Genomic DNA, 23,360 nt, shown 5'->3' with positions numbered 1-23,360 from the left:
CGCCGGGTCCGGCCCCCTCCCGCCGGGCTGAACTAGACCTTCTGCAAGGCGAAGTTCAGCGTCGTCGTCGCTCCCTTCTTGATCACTACCGTGGTCCCCTGCGGCTGGTAGCCGCTGTGCGAGCAGATCACTTGCAACGGGTTGTTCCGCGCGTCGAGCCACAGTTGGTAGTGGCCGTCGTCGTCGGTCCTGAGGGTGTAGTGGCCCGCCGGCGTGGTGATCTGGACCTGTGCGCCGGGCAGCGGACCCGACGGCCCGGTGACGGTGCCGGTGATCTTGCCCCAGGTCTTGGGCGGGGCGACCGTCATCGACACCGGCTGGGTCGGCGTCCGGTACGGCGTGTCCGTGCCGACCACCAGGGCCGCCGTGTACGTACCGGGCTGGGTGATGTCCGCGGCACTCGCGTCGACGTTCACGGTGATCGTGGCGCTGGCCCCCGGTGCGACCGTGACCGTCTTCGGATTCGCCGCGAGCCAGCTCACGTCATTGGTGTCGCCGCAGTCGGCCATGCCCGGCAGCATTTCGCCGCTGGCCACGTCGACCGGTTCGAAGCCGCCGTCCAGGTCGTCCGTCCGGCCGCCGATCTTGTAGAACCCGCACGCGCTGCCGCCGCGGTAGAGCGTGTTGTTCGAGTTCGGGATGGGCGCCCAGGTGTCACCGGCGGGGTCGTAGGCGAATCCCTGGTTCGTGATGACGGAGTCGTGGTCGGTGACACCGCCGGAGACCAGCAGCCGGCCCTGCGCCGTCGTGTACCCGGAGGCGTACAGGTCGATGGGCAGGTCCGCCACCCGCGTCCATGTGTCGGAGTGCGGGTCGTAGACATACGTGTGCTTGGTCTCGCCGTTGGGGCCGGTGCCGCCGGCGCAGTACAGCTCGCCGGAGATCGCGCCGCACGACTCCCAGCTGACCGGCTCGGGGTAGTCGGCGTCGCGGCTCCACGAGTCGGTGGCCGGGTCGTACTCCATGACGTCCGTGGCGCCGCACTCTCCGTCGCCGGGGCAACCGCCGACGACGTACATCTTGCCGTCGAGAACGGCGACACCGGAGGCCCAGAGCGGGTGCGGATTGGCCGCGGCGGTCGTCCACGCGTTCGTCGCCGGGTCGTAGACCTCGGTCCTGGCCTCCGGGTGTCCCCAGTTGCTCGGGTCCAGGTCCAGGCCGCCCGTCGCGTAAATCTTCCCGTTCAGCACGGCCATGGCCGGAGTCTCACGCTTGGTCGCGGTGCTCGCCTTCTGCGACCAGGTTCCGGTGGCCGGGTCATAGGCGTACATGGCGTCGTAGAAGCCGTTGCTGCCGACCCCGAAGGCCGAGTAGATCTTGCCGCCGAGCGAGACGACGGCGTTGTCCATGACGGTGCCCGCCGGGTAGTCGGCGATGGCGGTCCACGGCGCGGCGGCCGGTACCGAGGAGTTCGCTGGGGCCTCGGCCGCCTTGCGGACCGTGCTGCCCTTCGTGCCGTTCTTGTCGACCAGGGACAGCGGCGAGTACGTGCCCTTGATCCGCGTGGTGGGCGCGCCGTGCGCGGTCAGCGGTGTCACACCGCCGACATGCTCGCCGAACGTCACCTTGGCCGGTGCGCTGCCGGTGTTCTTCACGGTGACGGTTTGAGCGGCCTTGCCCTGCCAGGGCACGGACAGGCCGACCTTGCCCGGTGTGACGGTGATCCGGCCTGCCTTGAGGGCGAGCGACGTCCGGGTGACCGCGTCCGCCGCCACGTCGACATGGGCGGTGGCCGTGGTGTAGTTCCGCCTCGCCGCAGTGAAGTCGTGCGTACCGGTGAGCGAGGAGAACACCGAGTAGAAGCCGTCGGGCAGGTTCGGGTCGTCCGGGGTCGCGGCGGTCATCACGTGCTCGGCCGGCTTTTCCGCGCTGGTGACGCTCGCGCCCACGACGGGCTGGCCGGTGTTGGCGTCGGTGACCGTTCCGGCCACCAGGCCGCCCGGGATGGGGTCACACGTGCGATTGCCGAGGAAGACGTCGTCCACCTGCCACCAAGCTACAGCACCATCTGTGAAGTGGAACCGCACCTGTACGGCGGACTGGTGAGCGGCCATCGGCAGCGGTACGTCCACGTGCGCCGGGCCGTGGACGTCGGTCGCCCTGCTGCGCCAGGCGTTCTTCCAGGTGGCGCCGCCGTCAGTGGTGACATCGACGTCCGCGGTGGATATCCATGCCCAGAGGTCGGTGTTGAACGTCAGGTACGGGTTCGCGGCACCGGAGAAGTCGGTCACGGGGGAGATCAGCGACATGTCCGCGACGTTCGGGCCGCCCACATGGGAGGTGTCGGTGACGGCGAAGCCGCCGCTACCGCCGGTGTGGTTGCCAGGTCTCGCATCCCACCACGGCAGCGGCGGGTCGTTGAACGCCCAGGCGCCCGTGGCCGTATTGTCCAAGGTCCAACCGGCCGGAATCGACGTCCCGTCGAACGTCTCCGTCTTACCCGCGTTGTGGGCCGTGTACCCGGGCGCAATGCAGTCATACACGTCGACCGGGACACTCAGGTCGGCGGTCGTGTCCGACGTGCCGACCGTCACCTTCTTCGTCACCGCTTCGTAGCCCGGGTAGTTGGCGTTCAGGTTGAGCGTGTACGTCTGGCCCTGAAGCAGTTTCAGGCTGTAGCGGCCGGTGTAGGGGTCGGTGTGGACCGCCCCGCCGGGCACGCCGTCGGCGCTGATCGTCGCGTACAGCGGCCAGGAGTGGCCCGAGCCGTCGGTGACCTTGCCGGACACCGTGGCCGTCGGCAGCGGGTCGAGTGCGAAGTCCGCGGTCACCGAGCCGCCGTCGGTGACGGACACACCGTTGAACGTCTTCTTCGCGTACCCGTAGGCCGACGCCGTCGCGTCGTAGGTGCCCACCGGCGCCGAGGCACTGTAGTGGCCCGACGCGTCGGTCAGCGCCGTCGTGTCACCGATCGTCACCGTCGCACCGGCCACCGGAGCCTTCGTCGAGGCGTCGGTGACGGTACCGGTGATGGCGCCGTGCGGTCCCGTGGTGAACGCGGCCAGGCCGTTCGGCGTGCCGAGCCCGGTCGGTCCGTCGTAACCGGCACCGGCCGTGCACAGATACGCGGGCGAACACGTGCCGTTGGCGCCGGCGGTCACATCGTTGAGGTGTGCGGCGTTGGCGTACGGGTAGCTCGCCGGATACGTGTCCTTCACCGGGGCGCCGGCGGTGGCGTACACACCCGCGATGATGGGTGCCGAGGCGCTGGTGCCGCCGAACACGCTCCAGCCGCCCTGCTGGTAGGAGTCGTAGACCGCGACACCGGTCGCCGGGTCCGCCACCGCGGCCACGTCGGCCACCGTGCGCTTGTCGCAGCCGCTGTCGTGCTGCCAGGCCGGCTTCGCCTCGTACAGCGAACACCCGCTGCCCGCACCGTTGGTTCCGCTGCTCCACACGGACTCCGACCAGCCGCGCGCGCTGGAGTCCCGGACGAGGCTGGTGCCGCCGACCGCGGTGACGTACTGCGAGGAGGCCGGGTAGGACACCCCGTAGTTGCTGTCACCGCTGGACGCGACGATGGCCACGCCAGGGTGGTTGAAGTGCGCGTCGGCATCGGTGACCTGCGACGCGTCCTCACCGCTTCCCGGATCCGGACTGTACTGCGACCCATAGCTGTTGGACACGTACTTCGCGCCCAGTGCGACCGCCTCGTCCACGGCCGCGAACAGGTTCGGGTCGCTGTTGTCGTCCGCCTCCACGAGCAGGATGTGCGCCCTCGGCGCCACGGCGGACACCATGTCCAGGTCGAGCGAGATCTCACCGGCCCAATCCGCGTTCGCATCCGGGTACGACGTCCCGCCGCGCTGGTCGACCTTGCGGAAACAGCCGTTGTCCGTCGTACACGGCGGCAGGCCGAACTGGGAGCGGTAGGTGGCGAGATCGGCCTCGGCGGCCGGGTCGTCGAAGGCGTCGACGATGGCCACAGTCTGGCCCGCGCCGCCGTCCGCCGGCAGTGCGTAGGCGCTGACGAGGTCGGACGGTCCGTATCCGGACACAGCGGCGGCAAGCCGTTGGACGCCCTTGGTCGAGGCGACGTCAGTGCGCCGTTCGGCGAAGCACCGCGCCATGCCCTTCTTCTTCGGGAGTGAACACAGCGGGGTGGCATGCTTGTTCGTCGATGGCATCGGTGTCGTGGCGGACACAGCCGCCGAGCCGCTTGCGGCCGAGGTCAGGCCGGCGGTCGCGGACGTGCCGGGCGGCCGTGCGCTGACGGTCGCGGCGGCCGGTCCGGCCAAACCGAACATCGCCAACGTGGCGGCCAACACGGCCACCACCATTCTTCGTCGCCGCCCGCGTGCGTTCCGGGTAGGGTCCACTGAGATCCTTCAATAGCCACGTACCGGTGGCTCGCCGAGCCCCATACGTTCTCCAATGGGATCCGAAGCCAATGCCCTCGTCGCTCGCCAAGCCCCGATGGGATCCGGGTGGATCCACAGCTGAGTACCGTTGTGGACAGGCAACCTGCGCGTCAACGGATCTTCATCGGCGGGAATCAGCCTCACGGCGAAAACCGCCACGAAGATCCCCTTGACACGCAACGTCGGCGGCCGCTGAACCTGCCGCTCACTGACCCAGTGCATGTCGCGCCGTCCACGTGACGCTCTCGCTCGCGCGCCGTCCCGTTTGGCAGCAGCAGAAATGCCGCCGGCCCCGGCGCACAGAGAGCACCACCCAGGAGGAGAGCCGGCTGCGACGCCTTGCCAAGTGAGGCATGCCCCCTTCACGCCAACCCTCCTGTGCTGCTGGCGTGTTCACGCAGCAGCCGCACATCGACCGGCGAGCCACCGACCGACGTGGAGAGCGTATTGGTCGGCGCGGATGCCTGGGTCTGCGGCACCACCGGACGACGCGGCTGGTTAGGCTCTGACCCATGAGTGAGCAGCAGTGGACGGACCATCCCCGGCTCTGGGCCTGGCTGCAGGAGCAGGAAGAGGCGTTCCCGCAGTGGGCCGATTCCCACCCGGGCGTCTGGGACTTCTCCCTGGACTCGGTCGACCGGCTCGACGCGGTGCTCAGGGCCGAGTTCTCCTCCTGGGAGGACATCAGAGCCGCGCAGCACACCCCTCAGGTGACCGTGCCCGCCTGGTACCTCGGCGAGGTATGCGTGCGCGCCGGGGCGGTGTGGAAGTACAACCCCCACTCCCCGGCCGAATCCGATGCATGGGAGGGACCCTTCGTGGGGGTTCCGGGCGACCCCATGGAGGATCCGGACCACGAGGACCTCTACGAAGACGACGACTACCTTCCGGCTGCGATCCCCGTCGCCGAACTGCGCGGCATGTTCGTGAAGAGCCCCCAGTGGCGGCTGCGCAGCGTCGTGGAGGAGTTCGACGAGTGGCGGCTGGGCACGGCCGACGGCATGTGACTAGGAAAGTCCTCTGGTGCCGCGTGCGGGTCCAGTCCCGTTGCCGAGGAAGGCGGGACCACGCCGGTGCGGCTCTGTGGTGCCGCACCGGCGTGACGCGATGGCCGACCTGGACCACCGTCGTCGTCCACCACAGGTCAGGGCCTGCGGGCCGGGACCTCGGCCGGCGACCGGCTCGTCACCAGCCGACGGCGACCAGCAACCACTGCGGGTTGCTGTGGGAGATGAAGGACGACTGCCCCGCCACGTCGTCGTAGGGGAAGCCGTAGGCCAAGTGGTTGATGGCGTTGTCGTGCCAGAACCTTGCGTAGTAGTTCGCCGGGGCCGCCTTGTAGTACTGGCTGGGGTCGGCCTGTTGAGAGGCCGGCAGCGTGGCCACGTGGCGGTTGAGGGCGGCGCACATGTCGGGGTTGCCGGCCAGGGAGGCTGCGCAGCCGAAGATGTCCGACGTGGCCGCGTTGACTCCGACGGACTGGGCGTAGGCGGTGAAGTAGCCGGCATCGGCGCCGCCCGCACGGAAGTTGGGGGCGCTGCCGGGGGCGATGATGCGGTACGGGGCCTGGATCTGGGCCAGGGTCTTGAACGGGGCGGGGACCGCGTCGACGAAGCGCTGGAAGGTGGCTGAGCGGTCCTCGGCGAAGGTCTGCCGGTTCTCGCCGACCTCGACGTCGTAGCCGTCCTTGGTGCGCAGTCGCATGGCCAGCTTGAGGCCGAAGGCGTCGACGCGCGTGGTGTTGCCGTTGAAGACGTTGTTGCCGACGGTGAACTCGATGAAGTCGTAGTAGGGGCCGTTGGGCGAGCCCAGATAGAAGTACATGCGGCCTGCGGAGTTGGCCGGCATGTCGAGGTAGGGCTGTTCGGCGATGGAGTGCACCTGGCCGTTGAAGCTCCAGTAGACCTGAGTGTCGGGGTACTTTCCGTTGGTGCGGTTGAGGATCTTCACCTCGACGGCGTTCTGCGCGGGCGGGACGTCGCTGGTGCTGCCCCAGAAGTCGTCCGCGGGCGGGGTACTGCCGCCGGGGCCGTAGACCTCGAACTCCCATAGGGAGTAGCCGTACGGAGTGGCTCTCGCGGTTCCGCTCATGCGTACATAGCGGCCGTTTCCGGCGACGTTCAGGTTCTGCGTGCCGCCGGTGGAGGTGGCCGTGGAGTAGATCGTCGTCCAGTTCCGCGCGTCGGTGGAGGCCTGGATCTGGTAGGCCGTGGCGTATGCGGCTTCCCAGCGAAGGGTGACGCGGGTGAGCTGCTGGACGGAACCGAGGTCCACCTGAAGCCATTGCGGATCGGCGAAGGCCGAGGACCAGCGGGTGCCGGGGTCGCCGTCGACCGCCGCTGTGGCCGGGAAGGCCGCATTCTCGGTCGAGGACGCGGTCGCGGGCCGACCGCGGGAGAGCAGCTGGTCGTCGGCTCGGGCGGGTGACTGCGCCATCGTGAAGAAGCATGTGGCGAGCAGCGCGAGGATCAGGCACAGAGCGGTTCGGGACCGTGCGGCGCCGGACAGTGGTCTCGATATCGGCGCGCGTGACGATGTCCGCATGGGGTCTCCAAAGCGGTGGCTGTCTGTGGGGGATGAAGAACAGCGGTGCTTGAGAGCGCTCTATTCGGGGTTTGTACTCCCCTTGCGTCGCACGGTCAACAACTGAACGCGAAACGAGCGGAGCAGTCGAACCGACGTGCCGCCGGAAGTAGTTGCTCTCGTCGCCCCGCTCCCCCTCAACCGTCTTCCGGCCATGTTCGGGCGTCAGATCCTTTGCTCACATGCGGCCGAAGGTGCTGGACCGTGAGGCGAAGGCGACTTTGGCTTCTGAGCATCCTCGGCGCATCGGGCGACATGGCGCGTTCACCTCTTGACTGGGCCGGTCCAGACCTTCTGTCCCGGTCGGATCGGCTCCGGCCCCCCGGCGGTGCCGGCCGCGTCGTCGCCGCGTGGACGGTCCCCGGTCGACGCCACTGCATACGTCCCCGCTCACACACGGGCAGCGGCACCATGCCCCTTGCCTTCGCCGCACGGGACCGTCGTCCCACGCCGACCCTCGTCACCGGTGTGTGAGGAGTGGTGAGTGGGGTAACCGCCCGTCCGGACGCCTCCACGGGAGGTGGGCCGAGGTGCCTGCAAGGCCGGCACCCGCAGCGTGACCAGCGCCGACGCAACGGCAGCCGCCATCGTTCGCAGTCAGGGAACGAGGGGCTGTGCAAGGAGGAGAACCATGAAGAAGCTGATACGGCGTGTGACGACCTCGGGCGTTTGTGCCGTGGTCGTGGCAGGCGCTCTCTTCGCCGCCGACGGCTCCGCGACGGCGGCAACCGCTCACACGACGGGGCGCACTCCCGCCCGCACCGTCGCGGACGACACCGGCCACTGCTCGCACAGCACCGCCCGCCAGGGCATCGATCCCTGGGTGGCGGACCAGCTGGCGATGTTCGACCCGGCGGCCGCGAAGCGACTGGCGGTCTACGATCCGTGGGGCAAGGACCAACTGGCCCTGTTCACCCCCGCCGCCCGGTAGGCGGAACCGGCCAGTGCGAGGGCCTGCCGCGTCGTCGGGCGGGCGGCGGCACGCCGTACAGCAGCGGTGAACCGTGCCGTCGCCCCCGACGGCACCACCACGTGCCGCGGTCGTCACCCGCCGGCAGCGCCCGCCTTCCTCCGGGCAGGACCTTCCGTGCCCGTAGGGCGTCACGAAGCATCCGGTCTCCGGGCACGGGCCATTGGCCCTGACGTGCACCGACTCGGCGTGCCCTTGCCGAGGCGGCCCGCCGCCGCTGAGCGGCAGCGGGCCGTCTTCGTCTGCCAGTCGCGAGAATGTCGCCCAGTACCGACACACGCCACCAGCAAGCGGGTTCCCGGCAGCAGAGCTTGAGGAAGATGTCCTTCCCTCGGGCGCAGCGACGCGGGACCGGCCTGCCTGCGCTCAGCGTCTACGGCCGCGTACGGCCCAGCCGCTGCCGACGCCCGCGACGTGGAGGGCCAGCACCGCCAGCCCGAGGAGCATGACGTTCGTCGAAGAGAAGGTGTCGTTGGTGGTGAGGTCTGCCGCGTTGATCAGGAAGGCGATGAAGAAGAGGACTGCCGAGACAATGGCCAGCACGATGTCCGCCCTGATGGATGAGTGGGTGGTCGGTTTCTCGTGCGGTGCGAATGCCCCGCTCTCGACGTCCCATTCGGGCCGGAACGGCGTCCTGCGACGTGCGGCGTGAAGCCGCCCGTCTGCCGAGTCGGTAATGACCAGGTGCACCGGCAGCCATCGTCGCGGCGCGGCTACCCGAAAGACGACCCGGGGGCCGAGGGAGCGTCGGTTACGCTCCTCGACCCCCGGATGGGGTGTCATGGCCGCGGCCGACCATGACGGAGGGTGTGACACGGGGTGTGGGGAACCGCGCCGTCACCGGCGCGCCCGCCGGGGTGGGCTAGCGGCCCTCCTACCAACCGTACGAACCGTTCCAGTCGTTGTTGTGGTGCTTGTGATGGTGCTTGTTGTGATGCTTGTTGTGGTGCTTGTTGTGGTGCTTGTGGTGGCGCTTCCAGCTGTTGTCCCAGTCGCGGCCGTAACCCATGTCCCAGTCACGGCCCCGGTTCCAGTCGGCGCGGTAGAGGTAGCCGTCATCGTGGCGGTAGCTGTCCGAGTAGCTGCTCCCGAGGTCTCGGTCGTGGCAGCCGTCGTTGGCGAGGGCCGGCAGGGCCGCCACCCCCACGAGGGCGCCCGATGCCACACACGTGGCAAACAGGCGGACGACATTACGAGAAACAGACATGCTGCTGTCCCTTCACGTGCGTGCACGCCCACCCTGGCGGGGCCGGCGCGCCATTCGAGTCCCGGCTCGGTGCCGAGGTCCGCAACTCTGGCTCGATCCGGCCGCAGCAGATCAACGAGACGATTCGCGTTACAAAACACGGACATATCCGTAACGCTCCCGTGCATGGACCACTGAAGTAACGGGCCCTCCGGTTGGAGTAGTCCGCTTGCGCCCCCCACCACACTGTGATCAGCACACAAGCGGTGGACGCTCATGGCCCACCTCGACCGGCCCGCCGCAAGGACTCCCCCGGCCGGCCCAACGGCCTCCGTAACAATCAACAGCCCTCGTTCGGAGGACGCGTGACCGAGCAGGTCGCACGCGCACATCGCACATCTGCCACTTCGGCAGCGACACAGAGCCATGAACGTGTCGGTCAGGGCCGGTATCGCGCCCCCTCCGGCCGTCGGCCGACGCCGCCGCAACAGGGGATCGCCTGCGCCGAACACCCCTGTCTCCGACCGGCGTGACCGGCGCGGCGGAGGAGCCGGAGCAATCGGCGGCACCAGATGGGCAAACGACTCACCGTCCCCCAGGAGACGCCCGGCGTCGGCGCCATACGGTCCATCGTCGACGGCCCGCAGGAACCGATGTCCATGCGATCCGTGCCCCGGTCGGTCCAGCAGCAGGGGCCGGCATGCCCGCACCGGGCCGCCGCAGGACGTCCCAGACACGCCAATACCGGTCTACCTGGGGGGACACCACCCCAGGCGAACGGGGCGTCGCGCACCCCCGAGCCCCCATTCCTGTCTACACCCACTAGGAGTCGGACAAATACGCATTAACGTACCGTGTGATTGGCGCGGTGCGCCGAGTTCGCCGCGCACCGAGCGGCTTTGAAACCCGTGGCCTCAGCGGTCCGGGAACCATCAGAGGCAGGAGAGAAATCCATGACGGCACGTGTCCGGTGGCTCAAGGGCCGCCGCTCAGCAACCATGCGCACCGCGGTCCCCCTCGTCACCCTGGTGCTGGCCGCAGCCGCCTGTGGCGTACCCGTCGCTCACGCGAGCGCCGGCGACTCGCCCTCGGCCGCCACCGGCCAACGCGCAGAGGGCTCCTGGACGGCGAGCTTCCTGTCGAGCCGCTCCATAGCCACCGGCGCAGCCGCGGCCGCCACCGGAACCACCTCGCTGGCCCCCGCCGTCACCTGCACCGACCGGTACTTCAACGGCATGACCACGGCTCAGCGGGTCGGACAGCTCTTCATGGGCGGAGTCAACGCGGCCCGTCCGGACCAGACCCAGCTGCGCACTCTGCGGACCTACCACGTGGGGTCCATCATGCTGACGGGGCGCAGCACCGCCGGGGTCACGGCGACGAGAAAGGTGGTGGACAGCATCCGGGGCCAGGCGGACCTGGTCGGCGGCCGGCGTGTCGGGCTTCTGGTCTCCACGGACCAGGAAGGCGGCCAGGTCCAGGTCCTCAGCGGCCCGGGCTTCTCGACCATGCCCAACGGGCTGACCCAGGGCAGCTGGTCGACCACGACGCTGCGCACCCGGGCCGCCGGCTGGGCCAAGCAGCTGAAGGCCGCCGGACTCAACCTCAACCTGGCCCCGGTCGCCGATGTGGTCCCGGCAAGCCTTGGCACCAAGAACGGCCCCATCGGGCACTACTACCGGGAGTACGGCCACACCGCCGCCACCGTGACCTCGCACACCAACGCGTTCGCCGCCGGCTTCAAGCAGTCGGGCGTGATGACCACGCTCAAGCACTTTCCAGGACTTGGCCAGGTGATCGGCAACACCGACACCACCGCGAACGTCAAGGACACGGTGACGACCGCCAGTAGCTCGAGCCTCACCCCCTTCCGGAGCGGGATCGCTGCCGGTTCACCGTTCGTGATGGTGTCGCTGGCCACCTACACCAAGATCGACTCCAAGCATCTGGCGGCCTTCTCGCCCACGGTCATCGGTCAAATGCTGCGCACCCAGCTCGGATTCAAGGGCGTGGTCATCTCGGACGACCTCGGAAACGCGGTCGCGGTACGGTCCTTCACCCCTGCGCAGCGGGCGCTGAACTTCATCGCGGCGGGTGGGGACATGATCCTGACGGTGCAGCCGAGCACCGTGCCGGCGATGGCACAGGCCATTCAGGCCCGGATGCAGCAAGACGCCTCGTTCCGGACCAAGGTGAACAACAGCGTCCACCGGATCCTCACCGCCAAGCTCAACGCGGGCCAGCTGACCTGTAGTTGACAGGCCATCAAGACAAGACGGACCGCGCGCCGCCGAATCGACCGTCACCGGCGCCCCATGCCACGCCGTCGACGGTCTTGCCGACGGGCCGGTCCAGGCTCGCGGGCATCCCGGACGGCATTTCCACGCGCGTCCCTCCTCGCCCTCAGTCCTCGGTCTTGTAGAGGTGGGCCTGGCCGTTCGATGCGGTCAGGCCACCGTCCACGGGAATGTGCACGCCGTTGAGATAGCCGGCGTCGGGAGCGGCGAGGAACGCGACGACGGCAGCCGGCTCGCCCGGCCGGCCCATGGGTACCCGCTCCGCGAATCGTTCGCGCAGCGGGGTCCCCTCGGCGAGCGCGTCGCGCAGGAACCGGCTGCTGAGCGTCACGCCAGGGTGGACGGCATTGACCCGGATCTCCCGGTCGGGTCCAGCGCCATCACGTCGGTCTGTTCGCCAGCGCGCCCTTGGTCATGTTGTAGGCGGCCTGTCCCCAGCCTCCCGCCTCGCGCGCCCACGGACTGTCCGCTGTCGCAGCTGAGGCTCGCTGCCCTGCCGCGGCAGGGCAGCGATGTCCGTATGTGTGGGGTGCGCGTCCGTACCGCCATGGTGGAAGACTCGGCCTGGACAGGAGGCTGGAAGTACGACGGGCGGCGAACGGCACGCCACGCCCGATCCGCCGGACACCGCAAACGAGGGAAAGGCCGGGTGAGCACCATGACGACTGCCATGAACACCGTGGCGGGGGTGAGCGCTCCGGACACGGTGCCGGCGCAGGAGGCGGCCGAGCGGGTGGGCGGGTCCGCGAGCGAACTCATTCACCGCTCCGTCCAGGACTCCCCGTGGCCGCAGTGAACCGGAGCACCTCCGCGCCCCATGTCGTGGCAGTGGTGGCCTTCGACGAGGTCCAGCTGCTGGACGTGACCGGGCCCGCCGAGGTGTTCACCACCGCCAACACCTACGGCGCCTACTACGACGTACGGATCGTCTCCACCGACGGGGCAGACGTCCGGACCTCCTCCGGGGTGCGTGTCGGCGTGGACGGGCCGCCCGAGATCCTGCCCGACCGGATCGACACCCTGGTCGTGCCCGGCCGCATCCCATGGCAGCGGGCGGTTTCCGACGAGAAACTGGTCGGGCTCGCCACCGAACTGGTCGGACGGTCCCGGCGGGTCACCTCCGTCTGCGCCGGTGCTTTCCTGCTAGCCGAGACCGGCGCTCTGGACGGCCGCCGGGCGGCCACACACTGGGAGCTCACCCGGGAACTGGCCGCGGCATACCCGAAGGTGCAGGTCCAGGCCGACCCGGTCTTCGTCCGGGACGGCGCGGTCAGCACCTCGGCAGGGGTCACGGCGGGAATCGATCTGTCGCTCGCCCTGGTCGAGGACGACCAGGGACCGGACATCGCACGCAGCGTGGCACGGCACCTGGTCGTCTTCATGGCCCGCCCCGGTGGTCAGTCCCAGTTCAGCGTCCGGCTGGCGCCGAAGGAGGCCAAGCACCCGGCGGTACGGGAAGCCATGAACGTTCTGGCGGCCGACCCCCGCAGCTCCTGCGGTGTGGACAGTCTCGCCCGGCGCGTGGGACTGAGCGGCCGGCACCTGACCCGCCTGTTTCGCAGTGAGGTCGGTGTGACCCCGGGCCAGTACCTCGAGTCTCTGCGGCTGGAGGCAGCGCAGGCACTGCTCGAGGCGGGCAACGACACCGTCGACACCGTCGCGGATCAGGCAGGCTTCGGCTCGGCGGAGACCATGCGGCGTGCCTTCCAGCAAACGCTGGGCGTCGCGCCGACCACGTACCGTGCTCGCTTCCGCACCACGGCGACGCAGGACCGCTTCCATCACGCACGGTGACCCCAGGTCGACCGGGACCACGCGGCCTGGGGGCGCCTTCCGGTGAGCCGCTACTCACTGTGACGGCATCGGCGATCACGTCGGGCACCCCTTCGGGGACCGGCGCGGCCGGGTCGCCAGCGCTGGAAACCCCTGTTGAGGAGTGTCATGGTGGAAAACACCCGAGTATGCCCCTTATGACCAGCGACCGGACCGAGGCCTGGGCCCACAGCGGGCAGCGCAGAAGGAAGCGGTGCAAGCGGGATGATCCTGGCGGTCATGTTCGCCGTCTTGGCTGCCGGCAGCAACGCGGTGGGCACTGTGCTGCAACGGCGCGCGGCGTCGGAGGTGCCCGACTCCGGCGCGCGGCTCGGTCTTGTCCGGCATCTGCTGCACAGCCCGATCTGGTTCGGGGGCATCCTCGGGGTCGTCTTCGCGGCCCTCTTCCAGGCTCTGGCTCTGAACGCGGGGACCCTCGCGGCGGTCCAGCCGGTCTTCATCCTCGAACTCCCGCTCGCCCTCCTGGTCGGCAGCGCGGTCTTCCACGTACGGGTCTCCCGCAAGGCGTGGCTGTGCGTGGTGTGCATTTTCGTAGGGCTGGCCGTCGGGCTGTTCTCAGCCGCTCCCTCCGGAGGACGCGCCCAGGTGCCCGGAGTCTGGTGGGTACCGACGCTCGCCGTCATAGGCGGGGCGGGCGCCGTACTCGTCCTGGCCGGTCTGCGGCGCCCGCTCGGTCTGGCGCGCGCGGCGTGCCTGGCGTCCGCGGCCGCTATCGGCAACGCACTGACCGCGGCGCTGGTCAAGTCCGCCATGGGGGTGCTCTCCGAGGCCGGCGTGCCGGCGTTCTTCCTCACCTGGCAGACCTACGGCTTCGCGGCCGTCGGATCGCTCTCCATCTTCCTGCTGGGCTATGCCATGCAAGGAGGTCCGCTGATCGCGTCCCAGCCGGCCCTCACACTCGGTGACGCCACGGTGAGCTTCTGCCTCGGCATCACGCTGTTCGCGGAGTCGCCGCGCCGCGGGCTGTGGCTGCTGCCCGCGGCGCTGGGTGTCGTTCTGCTCTGCTACGGCGTCTTCGCCCTGTCTCGCACGCGGTGCCTCGCACGGTGTGTCGACCCGGGCGAGAAGGTGCCGGGGACTGAGGAGCAGCACACGACGGCCGCCCTCTGACGAACACCTGTCCTCTGGACGGACAAGCGGCGCGGCGGCACAGCTGCAGAGACCGCCCGCGAGGCCGCGTGCCCGTGGTGCGAGCGCGGCACTTCACTGCGACGGCGTGGGCGCGCCCCCTGGCGACAGGTGCCGGGAGGCTGTTCGGGCATGAGGCGCCAGTCGCACTGCTGCCTCATACCCGAACAGTCACACGAACGTCATATCGTCGCCTTCCCCTCCCCACTGCGGACGCGACGATCCGAACGATGGGCGGCGAGACCGCGCCTTCAGGCGAGCCGGTTCGGACCCGCATTCGACACACCAGAAGCTTTCAGCGCCGTTCATGTTCGAAGAGCTCGACGCCCCGCTTACCGGAACGTCGCATCCGTGCCGGCTGCTCACCCCCCGCGACGGCCCGCAGATCCCCGTACGCCCGCGCCGTGAACTGGGCGCTGGCCAAGGTGAGCTCGTTGGAGATCAGCTGGTTGCGCTCGTCGTTGACCTCGTCGATCTCGGCCTCCAGCTCCAGGATCCGCTCACGCAGGGTGCGGTTCTCCGTCCGCGTGTCGTCCACCGACTTCGCATAGCTGGCAAGACGGATAGAGGTTGCCACGGCACGGCGATTCAACGCTTCCTGGCGCCTCTGGAGTTCGTACTCCCGCGCGCGCATGTCCTGCTCGAAGAGGCTTCGCTCCTCGGCCAGCTGGTCCATGTCGCGTCGGGTACGCGCCTCGAAGCCGCGGAGCAGGTGGAACATCGCCGTGGCCAGCACCCCGGCGATACCCACGGCCAATAAACCGAGGCCGGTCGCGGCGGCTTCCCACGTGTGGGTCCAGATACCGTCGCCTGTCAGGATTCCACCGGCCGTGCAGCTAGTGGTGCTAGCGATAGTCCGTTTGTACACCACTTTCGGTTACCCCCTTGCAGCGGCCCCCCGGTCGTCGGCTGCATCGATCTCCTCTTGGAGCTTGATCGCCTGAACGATGCTCGCATTGAGCGTCTTGCGAATGATGGGATCGGTGATACCCCACGCATTCATGGCCTCGTCCGGAGAGAGTGGTGCTGAGGTTACCGCCCGGCTTGGGAGATCGGGTCCTTGTTCGGCAGGAATGAGGCCGCTTTCAACCAACATTGACCGGTGATCGAGTCGAAGAACCGTCGCCCACGTCGAGAATTGCGAGGGCAGCGGCAGGGTTTTACCGTCCAGCGTTCGGCTGATGGTGGTGAGGCTCAGTCCGGTCGCGGCCGCGAGTTGCGCTCGGCCGCCCTGCCGCGGGCGGACGTCGTACCCTGCCGCAGCGGCGGCCTGCGTGAGATACGCACCGACGCGCTCCGCCTGAGCTTGACGTTTTACCCGGTTCCCGTGGGGGGACTCTTCCATGCTCCGCATGTTCGGAGAGTAGCGCGCATGCGTGCAAGTTGCATGCCGGTTGCACGCTTGCATAATTGCAGGTCAACCCTGCGATGAGCGTTCAAGCTGGCCAGATGCGCGATACGCCCCATTCATACGGATCAAAAAAACTTCCCATCTCACTTCAGCCTGGCAACTTGCGTACAAGTGAGCAACTTGCGTAAGTTGCAAGCGCGTGAGTTAGTCGCACGCATGCACATCATCAAGGGGGGTCGCCTGGCCGTGCTCCGCCCCAAGCATGGCCAAGCTCGCTGACGAAAGTGTTGCCGCCCTGCGGCAGCGCACACGTTTTCGACAGGTCCCTCCTCGACCGGCTCGCGGCCGGCACGGAACACCGAGGCCGGCCACGCTCCGGACCCTGCGCGGCGCCAACAAGATCGGCTGCCCACCTTGGGCACGACGACCTGCAGACCCGCGGCGCACCACCGATTCGTGCCTGCGACCGACGCCTGCCCAAGTCCGGCGTCAGCGCTTGACCGACTGACATACGCAGGGGCCGCCCCCAGCCGGGCCGTGGCCGAAGCAGCCCCTCCCCTCACCAGCCCACAGAGCTCATCTACTCATGAATGACGGGAGTAGGCCTTGATCACTAAGGCTAACGCCGTATCCGGCGGCTTCAAAACCGGGGAACCGGCTCTCATCGCCCGCGCCCAGCAAGGCGACCCCGAGGCATTCGGCGAGCTGTACCGAATGCACCACGACGTCATCGCCACGCTCATCGGCTACCGCGTCAGATCGAACCCGACACTGGCCGAGGACCTCACCGCCGACGTCTTCGTGAAGGCCTGGGCCAAGATCGACACGTTCCGGTGGAACGGTACATCGATCCGCGCCTGGCTGTGCACGATCGCCCGCAATGTGGTCGCCGACCACTTCAAGGTCGCCGCGACCCAGCGCCTCACCTTCGTCGACCAGATGACGCATGTGTGGGACGCCTGGACGGCACCGGTCAGCACCGCCGAGGAGACCGTGCTGTCGGCCCTCGACGTGGCCGACCTGCACGATGCCCTGGCCGAGATCACACCGCGCCAGCAAGTCGTCATCCGGCTCCGGTTCCTGGGCGAGATGTCCGTCAGCGAGACGGCCCGCACCCTCGGCACCACCGACGGAGCCGTCAAGACGCTCCAGTGGCGCGCGCTGGACTCCCTCCGGAAGGCGTACGGAGGGGTGCCAGCATGACCACCTCACCCGAATCCTGTACCGACGTCCAGCAGCAACTGACGGATCAACTCTGCCAGTTGGCGCGGGAGTTCGTCGCCGACCTCGATGCTCAGGGCCGCCTGGTCGAGACGGGTGGCGCCGGCGTTCTCAAGCGGCTGCGGGAACAGGTCGAAACGCGGGGCAGCCTGTCCGACGGATACAAGGTCGCCGTCGACGTCATCGCATCCGAATGCGGCTTCCCCAGCGCGGTCGCCCTGCGGGTGGCGACCGCCCTGCGACGGCACGGGCTCCTCGGTGACCGTGAGGAAGAGCCTGAGGCCCACCACGAAAGCGCTCCCGACCCGGAGCCACCCACCTCGATGCCCCGTGGCGCGATCGTGCTGCCCCGCCCCTCTCGCGACACGCCCCATGCAGCGAGCACCCTGCCGCAGCCGACCGTCGTACCCCTCTCGGACCTGGCCCCCACCATCAGGCCCACCAGCGCGCAGACCACCGGCACCCAGGAGCAGCGCGCGGCGGACTGGGACCTGGCGGAGGCCCGGGCGATCACCACAGCGGCCAAGTTGCAGGCCGAGAACGCCGATCGGCTCGAGGTCATGCAGATCGCCCCTGACCGCAACCGCGTCACCATCGCCATCCGGGCCCTGGCCCTCGGCGACTGGGAGTACTGGCTGGGCGCGATCGGTGCACCCCTCAACGTGCCGACCCGGCGCGCCGGATGGGCACAGATCGCCTCAGGACAGATCGACGGCGTCGACATCCACCTCACCGCCCATGGGGTGCCCCGCCTGCTCGACCAAGCCGCGGAATCCGCCGAGGAACCGTTTTGCCTGGGGGGCCGGATCTACGACCTCGCCCGTGGTCAGGTCGACCGTCACGGCCAGGTGTGGCTCTACCTCGGCCAGTGCCAGGAGGGCGACATGCCGCTGCTGACCCTCTGCGGCACCAGTGGCCCGGTGTACCCACTGAGCTCGATCGTCATGGCCAACGGCCCCCTCACTCCGGCCGAGGCGGAGGCCGTCCCGGTCGCGACCAGGGATACCGGAGGTGAACAGTGACCGTTGTCCTCGACCGCTGCCTCGGCCGACCCCTGCTCACCTGCGACCAGGGCTGTCCATGGCCCGTCCGCGAGCCGCAGGCGCACATCGACCAGGGTGGGCGGGGACAGCTGAACACCGGGTCCCGGGTCCACCAGTGCGTTGCCGAGGACTTCGAGGACCTGTGGCTCCGGCCCGGCGGGCAAACGCCGAGCAGCCGCGGCGGACAGCAGCGAGGGCTTGTCACCGGCACGTGTCCCCCGCCCGCCTGCCCGGCGGAGATAGGCACCATCGGCCGCCACTTCAGCACGCGCGGCGACTCCTGCCGACAGGCCGGCGGCATCACCGAACCCCACGCCCCCGCCGCAGCGGTCAGGTACGCCGGACCCGCCCAGGGAACGCACGCCGCATCGCTGCCACGGCCGCCGCCCGGATCGCTACCGGCCGTCGAGAGGGGAGACGGATGAGCGCCTTTTCATCGCCCTGCTGCGGGCGATGACTCCTGGCATGAAGGGCTCCACTGCACGCACTCGGCCTTGAGCCGCAGCCGTCCTGCAGGGGCCTGGCATCACCTTGCTGTCCCTGGCGCATCACTGGCGGAGTGACCCGTCGGGCGGGAGGGACGGCCGTATTGCTTCACGATCCATCAGCGCGACCCTGAGTGTCCTGGCCGCTCTCAGGTGCCGCGATGGTTCTTCTTCGGGGGGATCCGGTGGGGAGGGCAGGACCAGGAACGACCTGGGAATCCAGGGTCCGGGCCCTGCCACTCCATGTCTCTTCAACGGGTGGCTGCGCCCACCCCACCGGAGTCAGATCCGCCCGCCGGTGAGGCGGGTCAGGGGGCCGTGGGTATGACGTGCCGCGCGACGGCCGACCGCATAGGACGCGGTGCTCACCACAGCCAGGCCGGCGCCCACTCCGGCGACGACGAGCTTGCGATGCGCGATGACCGTCCAGGCCGTCTTCGCCGTGGCCGCGACATGGCCCGCGGTCGCGATGACCGCCTGCCGGCCCGCCTCGACGCCGGCGGCCGCGGTCCGCGCGGCCTTCGTGGTGGCCTCGGCCGAGCGCTCGGCACCGGCCTTGACCGCTGACGCCGCGTCATCGGTCATCGCCGTGGTCTTCTTCGCGGCCTGAGCAGCCGGAGCCGTCGCCTTGTCCGCGGTCCGCCGCGCCTTGGCCGCGGCCGCCCGTTTGGTACCCGTGCTTTGATTCGTTGCACCGTTCTGTTCACTCATGGACATCGCCTTGCCCCTCATTCCGGCAACAAACGCGGACGGGGAGTCCGGCATGCGCGGGTTCGAGGGTCACCGCGCCTGGCGCTCCTCGCCGTTCGCCGGTGCGGCGCCGCCCTCCTCCCGGATCGGTGCCTGGTGAACGATTCCCGGTCCAGGGCCCGTACGGGCGCAGCTTTTCCGGCACCGGAGGGTGTCATACGGGACAAAAACGAGGGATTTGTGGGCGCCTCCGGTGATGTCCGACCATAGGGCCCGTCCCGGCGATCCCGGGCACCAGTTCGAAGAGAGGCGCACCACCCCATGCACGTCACCGGAACCGTCCCTCAGTCGGCTCCGGCCTCGCAGGAGACCCCAGCGGCCGCCCCCGCTGCCGAAGACACGGACGGCAACACCGGCCGGCACGCCCGCCGCTTCGGTCTGCCTGTCGCCACCGCCCTGGTCATGGGCAACATCATCGGCGGCGGTATCTTCCTGCTTCCGGCCTCCGTCGCGCCGTACGGCACGGTCAGTCTGCTCGCCTTCGGCGTCCTGACCGTCGGCGCCATCGCCCTGGCCCTGGTCTTCGGCCGCCTCGCCGAGCGCGACCCACGCACCGGCGGGCCCTACGTCTACGCCCGCGAGGCCTTCGGCGACTTCGCCGGCTTCCTCGCCGCCTGGGCGTACTGGATCACCACCTGGGTGTCGAACGCGGCGCTCGCCGTGGCCGCCGTCGGCTATCTCGACGTGCTCATCCCGGTGAACGGCCACCGCTGGACCGCATGTCTGGCCGCGCTCGTCCTGCAGTGGCTGCCCGCACTCGCGAACTTCGCGGGCACCCGCTACGTGGGCGCCGTCCAACTCGTCTCCACCGTGCTGAAGTTCGCGCCCCTGCTGCTCGTGGCGGTGGGCGGGCTGTTCTTCTTCGACCCGGACAACCTCGGGCCGTTCCATTCGGGCGGCGGCAGCCCGATCGGCGCGGTCTCCGCCTGCGCCGCGATTCTCCTCTTCTCCTACCTGGGCGTGGAATCCGCCGCCGTCAGCGCGGGAGAGGTCGACAACGCGCGGCGCAATGTGGGACGGGCCACCGTCATCGGCACCACGGGCGCGGCGCTCGTCTATCTGCTGGGCACGCTGTCCGTCTTCGGCACGGTGGCGCACGACCGACTGGTGAAGTCCACCGCGCCGTTCTCGGACGCCGTGAACGCCATGTTCGGCGGCACCTGGGGCGGCTGGGCCGTCGCGCTCGCCGCGCTCGTGTCGATGACCGGCTGCCTCAACGGCTGGACGCTGCTGAGCGCCCAGACCCCGTACGCCGCGGCACAGGACGGCCTGTTCCCGGCGGCCTTCGCACGTCGGCGGCGCGGCGTTCCGACCGTCGGCGTGGGTGTCACCGTCGTCCTCGCCTCGCTGCTGACCGTCTACAACTTCGCATCGGGCTCGGGCAAGGTCTTCGAGATGCTGGTCCTGGTCACCACGTTCACCGCGACCGTGCCGTATCTGCTGGCCACCGCCGCGCAGCTCTTCCACCTCGTTTCGGGCCGGCGCGAACAGGTCGACCGTGCGCGGCTGGTGCGGGACGCCGTGATCGCGGCGGTCGCGATCGCCTTCTCGATGTGGCTCGTCGCGGGCGCGGGCTATGCGGCGGTGTACCAGGGTGTGCTGTTCCTGTTCGCCGGCGTCATCGTCTACGCGGTGCTGGCGGCCCGGCGGCGCGCAACCGCCTGAGCCGGCGCCGTGCCGGTCCGCCCGAGTGGTGGCGGACCGGCACGACAGGCGGAACCGCAAGCCCTCCAGGCCTCGCGCCGCCGGCGCCCGTCGCGTCAACCGTTCAACGCCCCGAGGACCACGGTCTTGGCCTCCTCCTGGACCTGGCGGAGATGGTCGGACCCGCGGAACGACTCCGCGTAGATCTTGTAGACGTCCTCGGTACCCGAGGGCCGCGCGGCGAACCAGGCGTTCTCGGTGGTCACCTTGATGCCGCCGATCGATGCGCCGTTACCCGGCGCTTCGGTGAGCACGGCGGTGACCGGTTCACCGGCGAGGGTGTCGGCGCTGACCTGGGCCGGCGACAGCTTGGCCAGACGTGCCTTCTCCTCGCGCGTCGCGGGTGCGTCGATGCGGGCGTACGCGGGTTCGCCGAAGCGCGCGGTGAGCGCGGCATAGTGCTGGGACGGCGTCTTGTCGGTGACGGCCGTGATCTCCGAGGCGAGCAGGGCCAGGATGATGCCGTCCTTGTCGGTGGTCCACACCGATCCGTCTCGCCGCAGGAAGGACGCCCCGGCGGACTCCTCGCCACCGAAGCCGAGCGATCCGTCCACCAGCCCGTCCACGAACCACTTGAAGCCCACGGGCACTTCCACCAGCCGTCGGCCGAGGTCGCCGGCGACCCGGTCGATCATGCCCGAGGAGACCAGCGTCTTGCCGACGCCTGCGGCGGCTGGCCACTGGGCGCGGTGGGCGTACAGGTAGGCGATGGCCGCGGCGAGGTAGTGGTTGGGGTTCATCAGCCCGGCGTCCGGTGTGACGATGCCGTGCCGGTCGGCGTCCGCGTCGTTGCCCGTCGCGATCCGGAAACGGTCGCGCTGCTCGATGAGCGACGCCATCGCGTACGGCGACGAGCAGTCCATACGGATCTTGCCGTCCCAGTCCAGCGTCATGAACCGCCAGGTGGGGTCGGTGAGCGGATTGACCACCGTCAGGTCCAGCCGGTGCTGCTCCGCGATGCGCCCCCAGTAGGCCACGGACGCTCCGCCCAGCGGATCGGCTCCGATCCGCACCCCCGCGTCCCGGATCGCGTCGAGGTCCAGCACGCTCGGCAGATCGGAGACGTAGGTGCCGAGGAAGTCGTAGCGGCCGGTGCCGGGAGCGGCGAGCGCCCGGATGTACGGGATGCGTCGTACGTCCTTCAGGCCGGCCGTGATGATGTCGTTGGCCCGGTCCTGGATCCAGGAGGTCGTGTCGGAGCCCGCCGGACCGCCGCTCGGAGGGTTGTACTTGAAGCCGCCGTCCGAGGGCGGGTTGTGCGAGGGGGTGACGACCACGCCGTCGGCGAGACCCGAGGTGCGGCCCCGGTTGTGAGTCAGGATGGCGTGCGAGACCGCCGGGGTGGGGGTGTAGCCGTCCGCGGTGTCGATCAGCACCGTCACGTCGTTGGCCGCGAACACCTCGAGAGCGGTGACCTTCGCGGGCTCGGACAGGGCGTGCGTGTCCGCCCCCAGGAACAGGGGGCCGTCGATGCCCTGCCCCGCACGGAATTCGCAGATGGCCTGGCTGGTCGCGGCAATGTGGTCCTCGTTGAACGCCGTCGCCGTCGACGACCCACGGTGTCCGGAAGTACCGAACGTCACGCGCTGCCCCGGATCCGCCGGGTCGGGGTGCAGTGCGTAGTACGCCGTCACCAGCCGGGCGACGTCGATCAGGTCCTCCGGTCCGGCCGGCCTGCCCGCTCGTTCATGCTCCATGGCACCCACTCCTCCACATCGACCGTGCGTCCGCTCGCGATCTCATCTTCCTTCCTACAGGGAAGGCAGTGCAGGTTCCGGCCCGGTATGCCGAATAACCGACGCCTCCCGGTTCATGTACATGAACTTTGCTTACATGAGTGTACTGAAGGGAGCTGCCGTGCAAGACTCCTTCAACTCCCTTGTCACGCTGTCGAGTTCGAGAGGTGGGAGCCAGTGAGTGTTTCCCGACGTACCGTCATGGCGACGGCGGCCGGCGCCGCCGCTGCATACGCTTCCTCGGCACAACCCGCACAGGCCCTCGCCACCCGGACCCCGGCGCAGACGGAGCGCACGCTCCGCGTGGCGGCCGACTACGCGGTGGACAAGGTCCGTTCCGTCGCGCCGGTTGTGAAGGCCTTCCCCGTCGGTACGAAGTTCGAGAAGTGGGTGTATTCGCAGAACGGAGACTGGGTCGGCGGGTTCTGGCCGGGGACGCTGTGGATGGCGTGGCTCTACAGCGAGGACGACGCGTTCCGCACATGGGCGCTGGAGTCCGCACAGAGACTCGCTCCCCGGCAGTACGACACCAGCACCCACGACCTCGGTTTCCTGTTCTATCCGGGGGTCGAGGAACATCGGAACGAAAACCGGCGCTAAGCCCTCGTCGTCTCTGGTGGGTGGCTGACGGGTCGCCGGGGGCGGGGCCGGTCTGAAGTCGTCCCGCAGATAACACCCCAATATCTGCGGTAGCTTGATCCGTCACCTGCGG

The 23,360-nt window shown here is 69.2% G+C and carries 21 protein-coding genes; 12 read left to right on the top strand and 9 right to left on the bottom strand.

Features of this window, described 5'->3' with window-relative positions; translation table 11 throughout:
* Window positions 1-32: 32 nt before the first annotated feature.
* Window positions 33-4,070, bottom strand: coding sequence for a carboxypeptidase regulatory-like domain-containing protein (locus tag ABZ904_RS21770; protein WP_361825120.1), 4,038 nt, complete (start codon window positions 4,068-4,070; stop codon window positions 33-35).
* A gap of 64 nt (window positions 4,071-4,134) precedes the next feature.
* Between ABZ904_RS21770 and ABZ904_RS21765 the strand changes: the two genes are divergently transcribed.
* Both ABZ904_RS21765 and ABZ904_RS21760 read left to right on the top strand, forming a co-directional pair.
* On the top strand, window positions 4,135-4,335 hold the full coding sequence (locus ABZ904_RS21765; protein ID WP_360995315.1) for a hypothetical protein: 201 nt from the start codon (window positions 4,135-4,137) through the stop codon (window positions 4,333-4,335).
* 538 nt (window positions 4,336-4,873) lie between these two features.
* Window positions 4,874-5,368: a hypothetical protein gene (locus ABZ904_RS21760; protein WP_360995312.1), complete on the top strand. Its 495-nt coding sequence runs from the start codon at window positions 4,874-4,876 to the stop codon at window positions 5,366-5,368.
* A gap of 178 nt (window positions 5,369-5,546) precedes the next feature.
* Here ABZ904_RS21760 and ABZ904_RS21755 read toward each other — a convergent pair whose 3' ends face one another.
* Window positions 5,547-6,905 (bottom strand): beta-1,3-glucanase family protein, encoded by a 1,359-nt coding sequence (locus ABZ904_RS21755; protein WP_361825117.1) that lies wholly within the window; start codon window positions 6,903-6,905, stop codon window positions 5,547-5,549.
* Between the two features lie 670 nt (window positions 6,906-7,575).
* On the opposite strand from ABZ904_RS21755, the gene ABZ904_RS21750 reads away from it, so the two are divergent.
* Complete coding sequence (locus tag ABZ904_RS21750; RefSeq protein WP_361825115.1) at window positions 7,576-7,875, top strand: hypothetical protein; 300 nt, start codon at window positions 7,576-7,578, stop codon at window positions 7,873-7,875.
* A 405-nt stretch (window positions 7,876-8,280) separates the two neighbouring features.
* Here the strand turns inward: ABZ904_RS21750 and ABZ904_RS21745 are convergent, their stop codons facing one another.
* Both ABZ904_RS21745 and ABZ904_RS21740 read right to left on the bottom strand, forming a co-directional pair.
* Window positions 8,281-8,457 (bottom strand): hypothetical protein, encoded by a 177-nt coding sequence (locus ABZ904_RS21745; RefSeq protein ID WP_359407581.1) that lies wholly within the window; start codon window positions 8,455-8,457, stop codon window positions 8,281-8,283.
* 331 nt (window positions 8,458-8,788) lie between these two features.
* Window positions 8,789-9,121, bottom strand: coding sequence for a hypothetical protein (locus ABZ904_RS21740; protein WP_361825113.1), 333 nt, complete (start codon window positions 9,119-9,121; stop codon window positions 8,789-8,791).
* Between the two features lie 932 nt (window positions 9,122-10,053).
* On the opposite strand from ABZ904_RS21740, the gene ABZ904_RS21735 reads away from it, so the two are divergent.
* Window positions 10,054-11,358: a glycoside hydrolase family 3 N-terminal domain-containing protein gene (locus ABZ904_RS21735; protein ID WP_360995300.1), complete on the top strand. Its 1,305-nt coding sequence runs from the start codon at window positions 10,054-10,056 to the stop codon at window positions 11,356-11,358.
* 145 nt (window positions 11,359-11,503) lie between these two features.
* Here ABZ904_RS21735 and ABZ904_RS21730 read toward each other — a convergent pair whose 3' ends face one another.
* A complete protein-coding gene (locus ABZ904_RS21730; protein WP_360995297.1) occupies window positions 11,504-11,728 on the bottom strand; it encodes an SDR family oxidoreductase in 225 nt (74 codons plus the stop codon).
* 327 nt (window positions 11,729-12,055) lie between these two features.
* Here ABZ904_RS21730 and ABZ904_RS21725 point away from each other — a divergent pair, with 327 nt between their 5' ends.
* The 3 genes from ABZ904_RS21725 (at window position 12,056) to ABZ904_RS21715 (ending at window position 14,340) form a co-directional block, all read left to right on the top strand.
* Entirely contained in the window at window positions 12,056-12,193 is a 138-nt protein-coding gene (locus ABZ904_RS21725) for a hypothetical protein (RefSeq protein WP_361825111.1), read from the top strand.
* Complete coding sequence (locus ABZ904_RS21720; RefSeq protein WP_359407566.1) at window positions 12,181-13,191, top strand: GlxA family transcriptional regulator; 1,011 nt, start codon at window positions 12,181-12,183, stop codon at window positions 13,189-13,191. Before ABZ904_RS21725 ends, ABZ904_RS21720 begins: the two co-directional genes overlap by 13 nt.
* A 243-nt stretch (window positions 13,192-13,434) precedes the next feature.
* Window positions 13,435-14,340, top strand: coding sequence for a DMT family transporter (locus tag ABZ904_RS21715; RefSeq protein ID WP_359407564.1), 906 nt, complete (start codon window positions 13,435-13,437; stop codon window positions 14,338-14,340).
* A gap of 313 nt (window positions 14,341-14,653) precedes the next feature.
* Here ABZ904_RS21715 and ABZ904_RS21710 read toward each other — a convergent pair whose 3' ends face one another.
* The gene (locus tag ABZ904_RS21710; protein WP_359407561.1) at window positions 14,654-15,115 is read right to left on the bottom strand and encodes a hypothetical protein; all 462 of its coding nucleotides are present in this window, start codon (window positions 15,113-15,115) and stop codon (window positions 14,654-14,656) included.
* Window positions 15,116-15,235: 120 nt separating this feature from the next.
* Window positions 15,236-15,703: a transcriptional regulator gene (locus ABZ904_RS21705; RefSeq protein WP_359407558.1), complete on the bottom strand. Its 468-nt coding sequence runs from the start codon at window positions 15,701-15,703 to the stop codon at window positions 15,236-15,238.
* A 612-nt stretch (window positions 15,704-16,315) separates the two neighbouring features.
* Between ABZ904_RS21705 and ABZ904_RS21700 the strand changes: the two genes are divergently transcribed.
* Genes ABZ904_RS21700 through ABZ904_RS21690 form a run of 3 tightly spaced genes read left to right on the top strand, consistent with a single transcriptional unit; the run spans window position 16,316 to window position 18,398 of the window.
* Complete coding sequence (locus ABZ904_RS21700) at window positions 16,316-16,912, top strand: sigma-70 family RNA polymerase sigma factor (protein ID WP_359407555.1); 597 nt, start codon at window positions 16,316-16,318, stop codon at window positions 16,910-16,912.
* Window positions 16,909-17,952, top strand: a complete 1,044-nt coding sequence (locus ABZ904_RS21695) for a BN159_2729 family protein (RefSeq protein WP_359407552.1) — start codon at window positions 16,909-16,911, stop codon at window positions 17,950-17,952. The genes ABZ904_RS21700 and ABZ904_RS21695 overlap by 4 nt, the downstream gene beginning before the upstream one ends.
* Window positions 17,949-18,398 carry a hypothetical protein gene (locus tag ABZ904_RS21690; protein WP_359407549.1) on the top strand — a complete coding sequence of 150 codons (450 nt, stop codon included), beginning with the start codon at window positions 17,949-17,951 and terminating at the stop codon, window positions 18,396-18,398. Before ABZ904_RS21695 ends, ABZ904_RS21690 begins: the two co-directional genes overlap by 4 nt.
* Before the next feature lie 342 nt (window positions 18,399-18,740).
* On the opposite strand, the gene ABZ904_RS21685 is transcribed toward ABZ904_RS21690, so the two are convergent.
* A complete protein-coding gene (locus tag ABZ904_RS21685) occupies window positions 18,741-19,169 on the bottom strand; it encodes a hypothetical protein (protein WP_359407546.1) in 429 nt (142 codons plus the stop codon).
* 300 nt (window positions 19,170-19,469) lie between these two features.
* Between ABZ904_RS21685 and ABZ904_RS21680 the strand changes: the two genes are divergently transcribed.
* Window positions 19,470-20,873, top strand: a complete 1,404-nt coding sequence (locus ABZ904_RS21680; protein ID WP_359407543.1) for an amino acid permease — start codon at window positions 19,470-19,472, stop codon at window positions 20,871-20,873.
* Window positions 20,874-20,968: 95 nt separating this feature from the next.
* On the opposite strand, the gene pgm is transcribed toward ABZ904_RS21680, so the two are convergent.
* On the bottom strand, window positions 20,969-22,609 hold the full coding sequence (gene pgm, locus ABZ904_RS21675) for a phosphoglucomutase (alpha-D-glucose-1,6-bisphosphate-dependent) (RefSeq protein WP_361825107.1): 1,641 nt from the start codon (window positions 22,607-22,609) through the stop codon (window positions 20,969-20,971).
* Window positions 22,610-22,825: 216 nt separating this feature from the next.
* On the opposite strand from pgm, the gene ABZ904_RS21670 reads away from it, so the two are divergent.
* Window positions 22,826-23,248, top strand: coding sequence for a hypothetical protein (locus ABZ904_RS21670; protein WP_361825105.1), 423 nt, complete (start codon window positions 22,826-22,828; stop codon window positions 23,246-23,248).
* Window positions 23,249-23,360: the final 112 nt, after the last annotated feature.

The organism is Streptomyces sp. NPDC046900 (genome assembly GCF_040644975.1).
In the GTDB taxonomy this organism is placed as follows: Bacteria; Actinomycetota; Actinomycetes; order Streptomycetales; family Streptomycetaceae; genus Streptomyces.
Note: the sequence above shows the minus strand (reverse complement) of the source record. Positions and strands in the feature narration are given on the sequence as shown.

Coding starts and splice junctions, on each gene's coding strand:
- ABZ904_RS21770 (WP_361825120.1), bottom strand. CDS start 4,070: ATGGCGCGGTGCTTCGCCGAACGGCGCACTGACGTCGCCTCGACCAAG.
- ABZ904_RS21760 (WP_360995312.1), top strand. CDS start 4,874: ATGAGTGAGCAGCAGTGGACGGACCATCCCCGGCTCTGGGCCTGGCTG.
- ABZ904_RS21755 (WP_361825117.1), bottom strand. CDS start 6,905: ATGCGGACATCGTCACGCGCGCCGATATCGAGACCACTGTCCGGCGCC.
- ABZ904_RS21750 (WP_361825115.1), top strand. CDS start 7,576: ATGAAGAAGCTGATACGGCGTGTGACGACCTCGGGCGTTTGTGCCGTG.
- ABZ904_RS21740 (WP_361825113.1), bottom strand. CDS start 9,121: ATGTCTGTTTCTCGTAATGTCGTCCGCCTGTTTGCCACGTGTGTGGCA.
- ABZ904_RS21735 (WP_360995300.1), top strand. CDS start 10,054: ATGACGGCACGTGTCCGGTGGCTCAAGGGCCGCCGCTCAGCAACCATG.
- ABZ904_RS21725 (WP_361825111.1), top strand. CDS start 12,056: ATGACGACTGCCATGAACACCGTGGCGGGGGTGAGCGCTCCGGACACG.
- ABZ904_RS21715 (WP_359407564.1), top strand. CDS start 13,435: ATGATCCTGGCGGTCATGTTCGCCGTCTTGGCTGCCGGCAGCAACGCG.
- ABZ904_RS21705 (WP_359407558.1), bottom strand. CDS start 15,703: ATGGAAGAGTCCCCCCACGGGAACCGGGTAAAACGTCAAGCTCAGGCG.
- ABZ904_RS21695 (WP_359407552.1), top strand. CDS start 16,909: ATGACCACCTCACCCGAATCCTGTACCGACGTCCAGCAGCAACTGACG.
- ABZ904_RS21685 (WP_359407546.1), bottom strand. CDS start 19,169: ATGAGTGAACAGAACGGTGCAACGAATCAAAGCACGGGTACCAAACGG.
- ABZ904_RS21680 (WP_359407543.1), top strand. CDS start 19,470: ATGCACGTCACCGGAACCGTCCCTCAGTCGGCTCCGGCCTCGCAGGAG.
- pgm (WP_361825107.1), bottom strand. CDS start 22,609: ATGGAGCATGAACGAGCGGGCAGGCCGGCCGGACCGGAGGACCTGATC.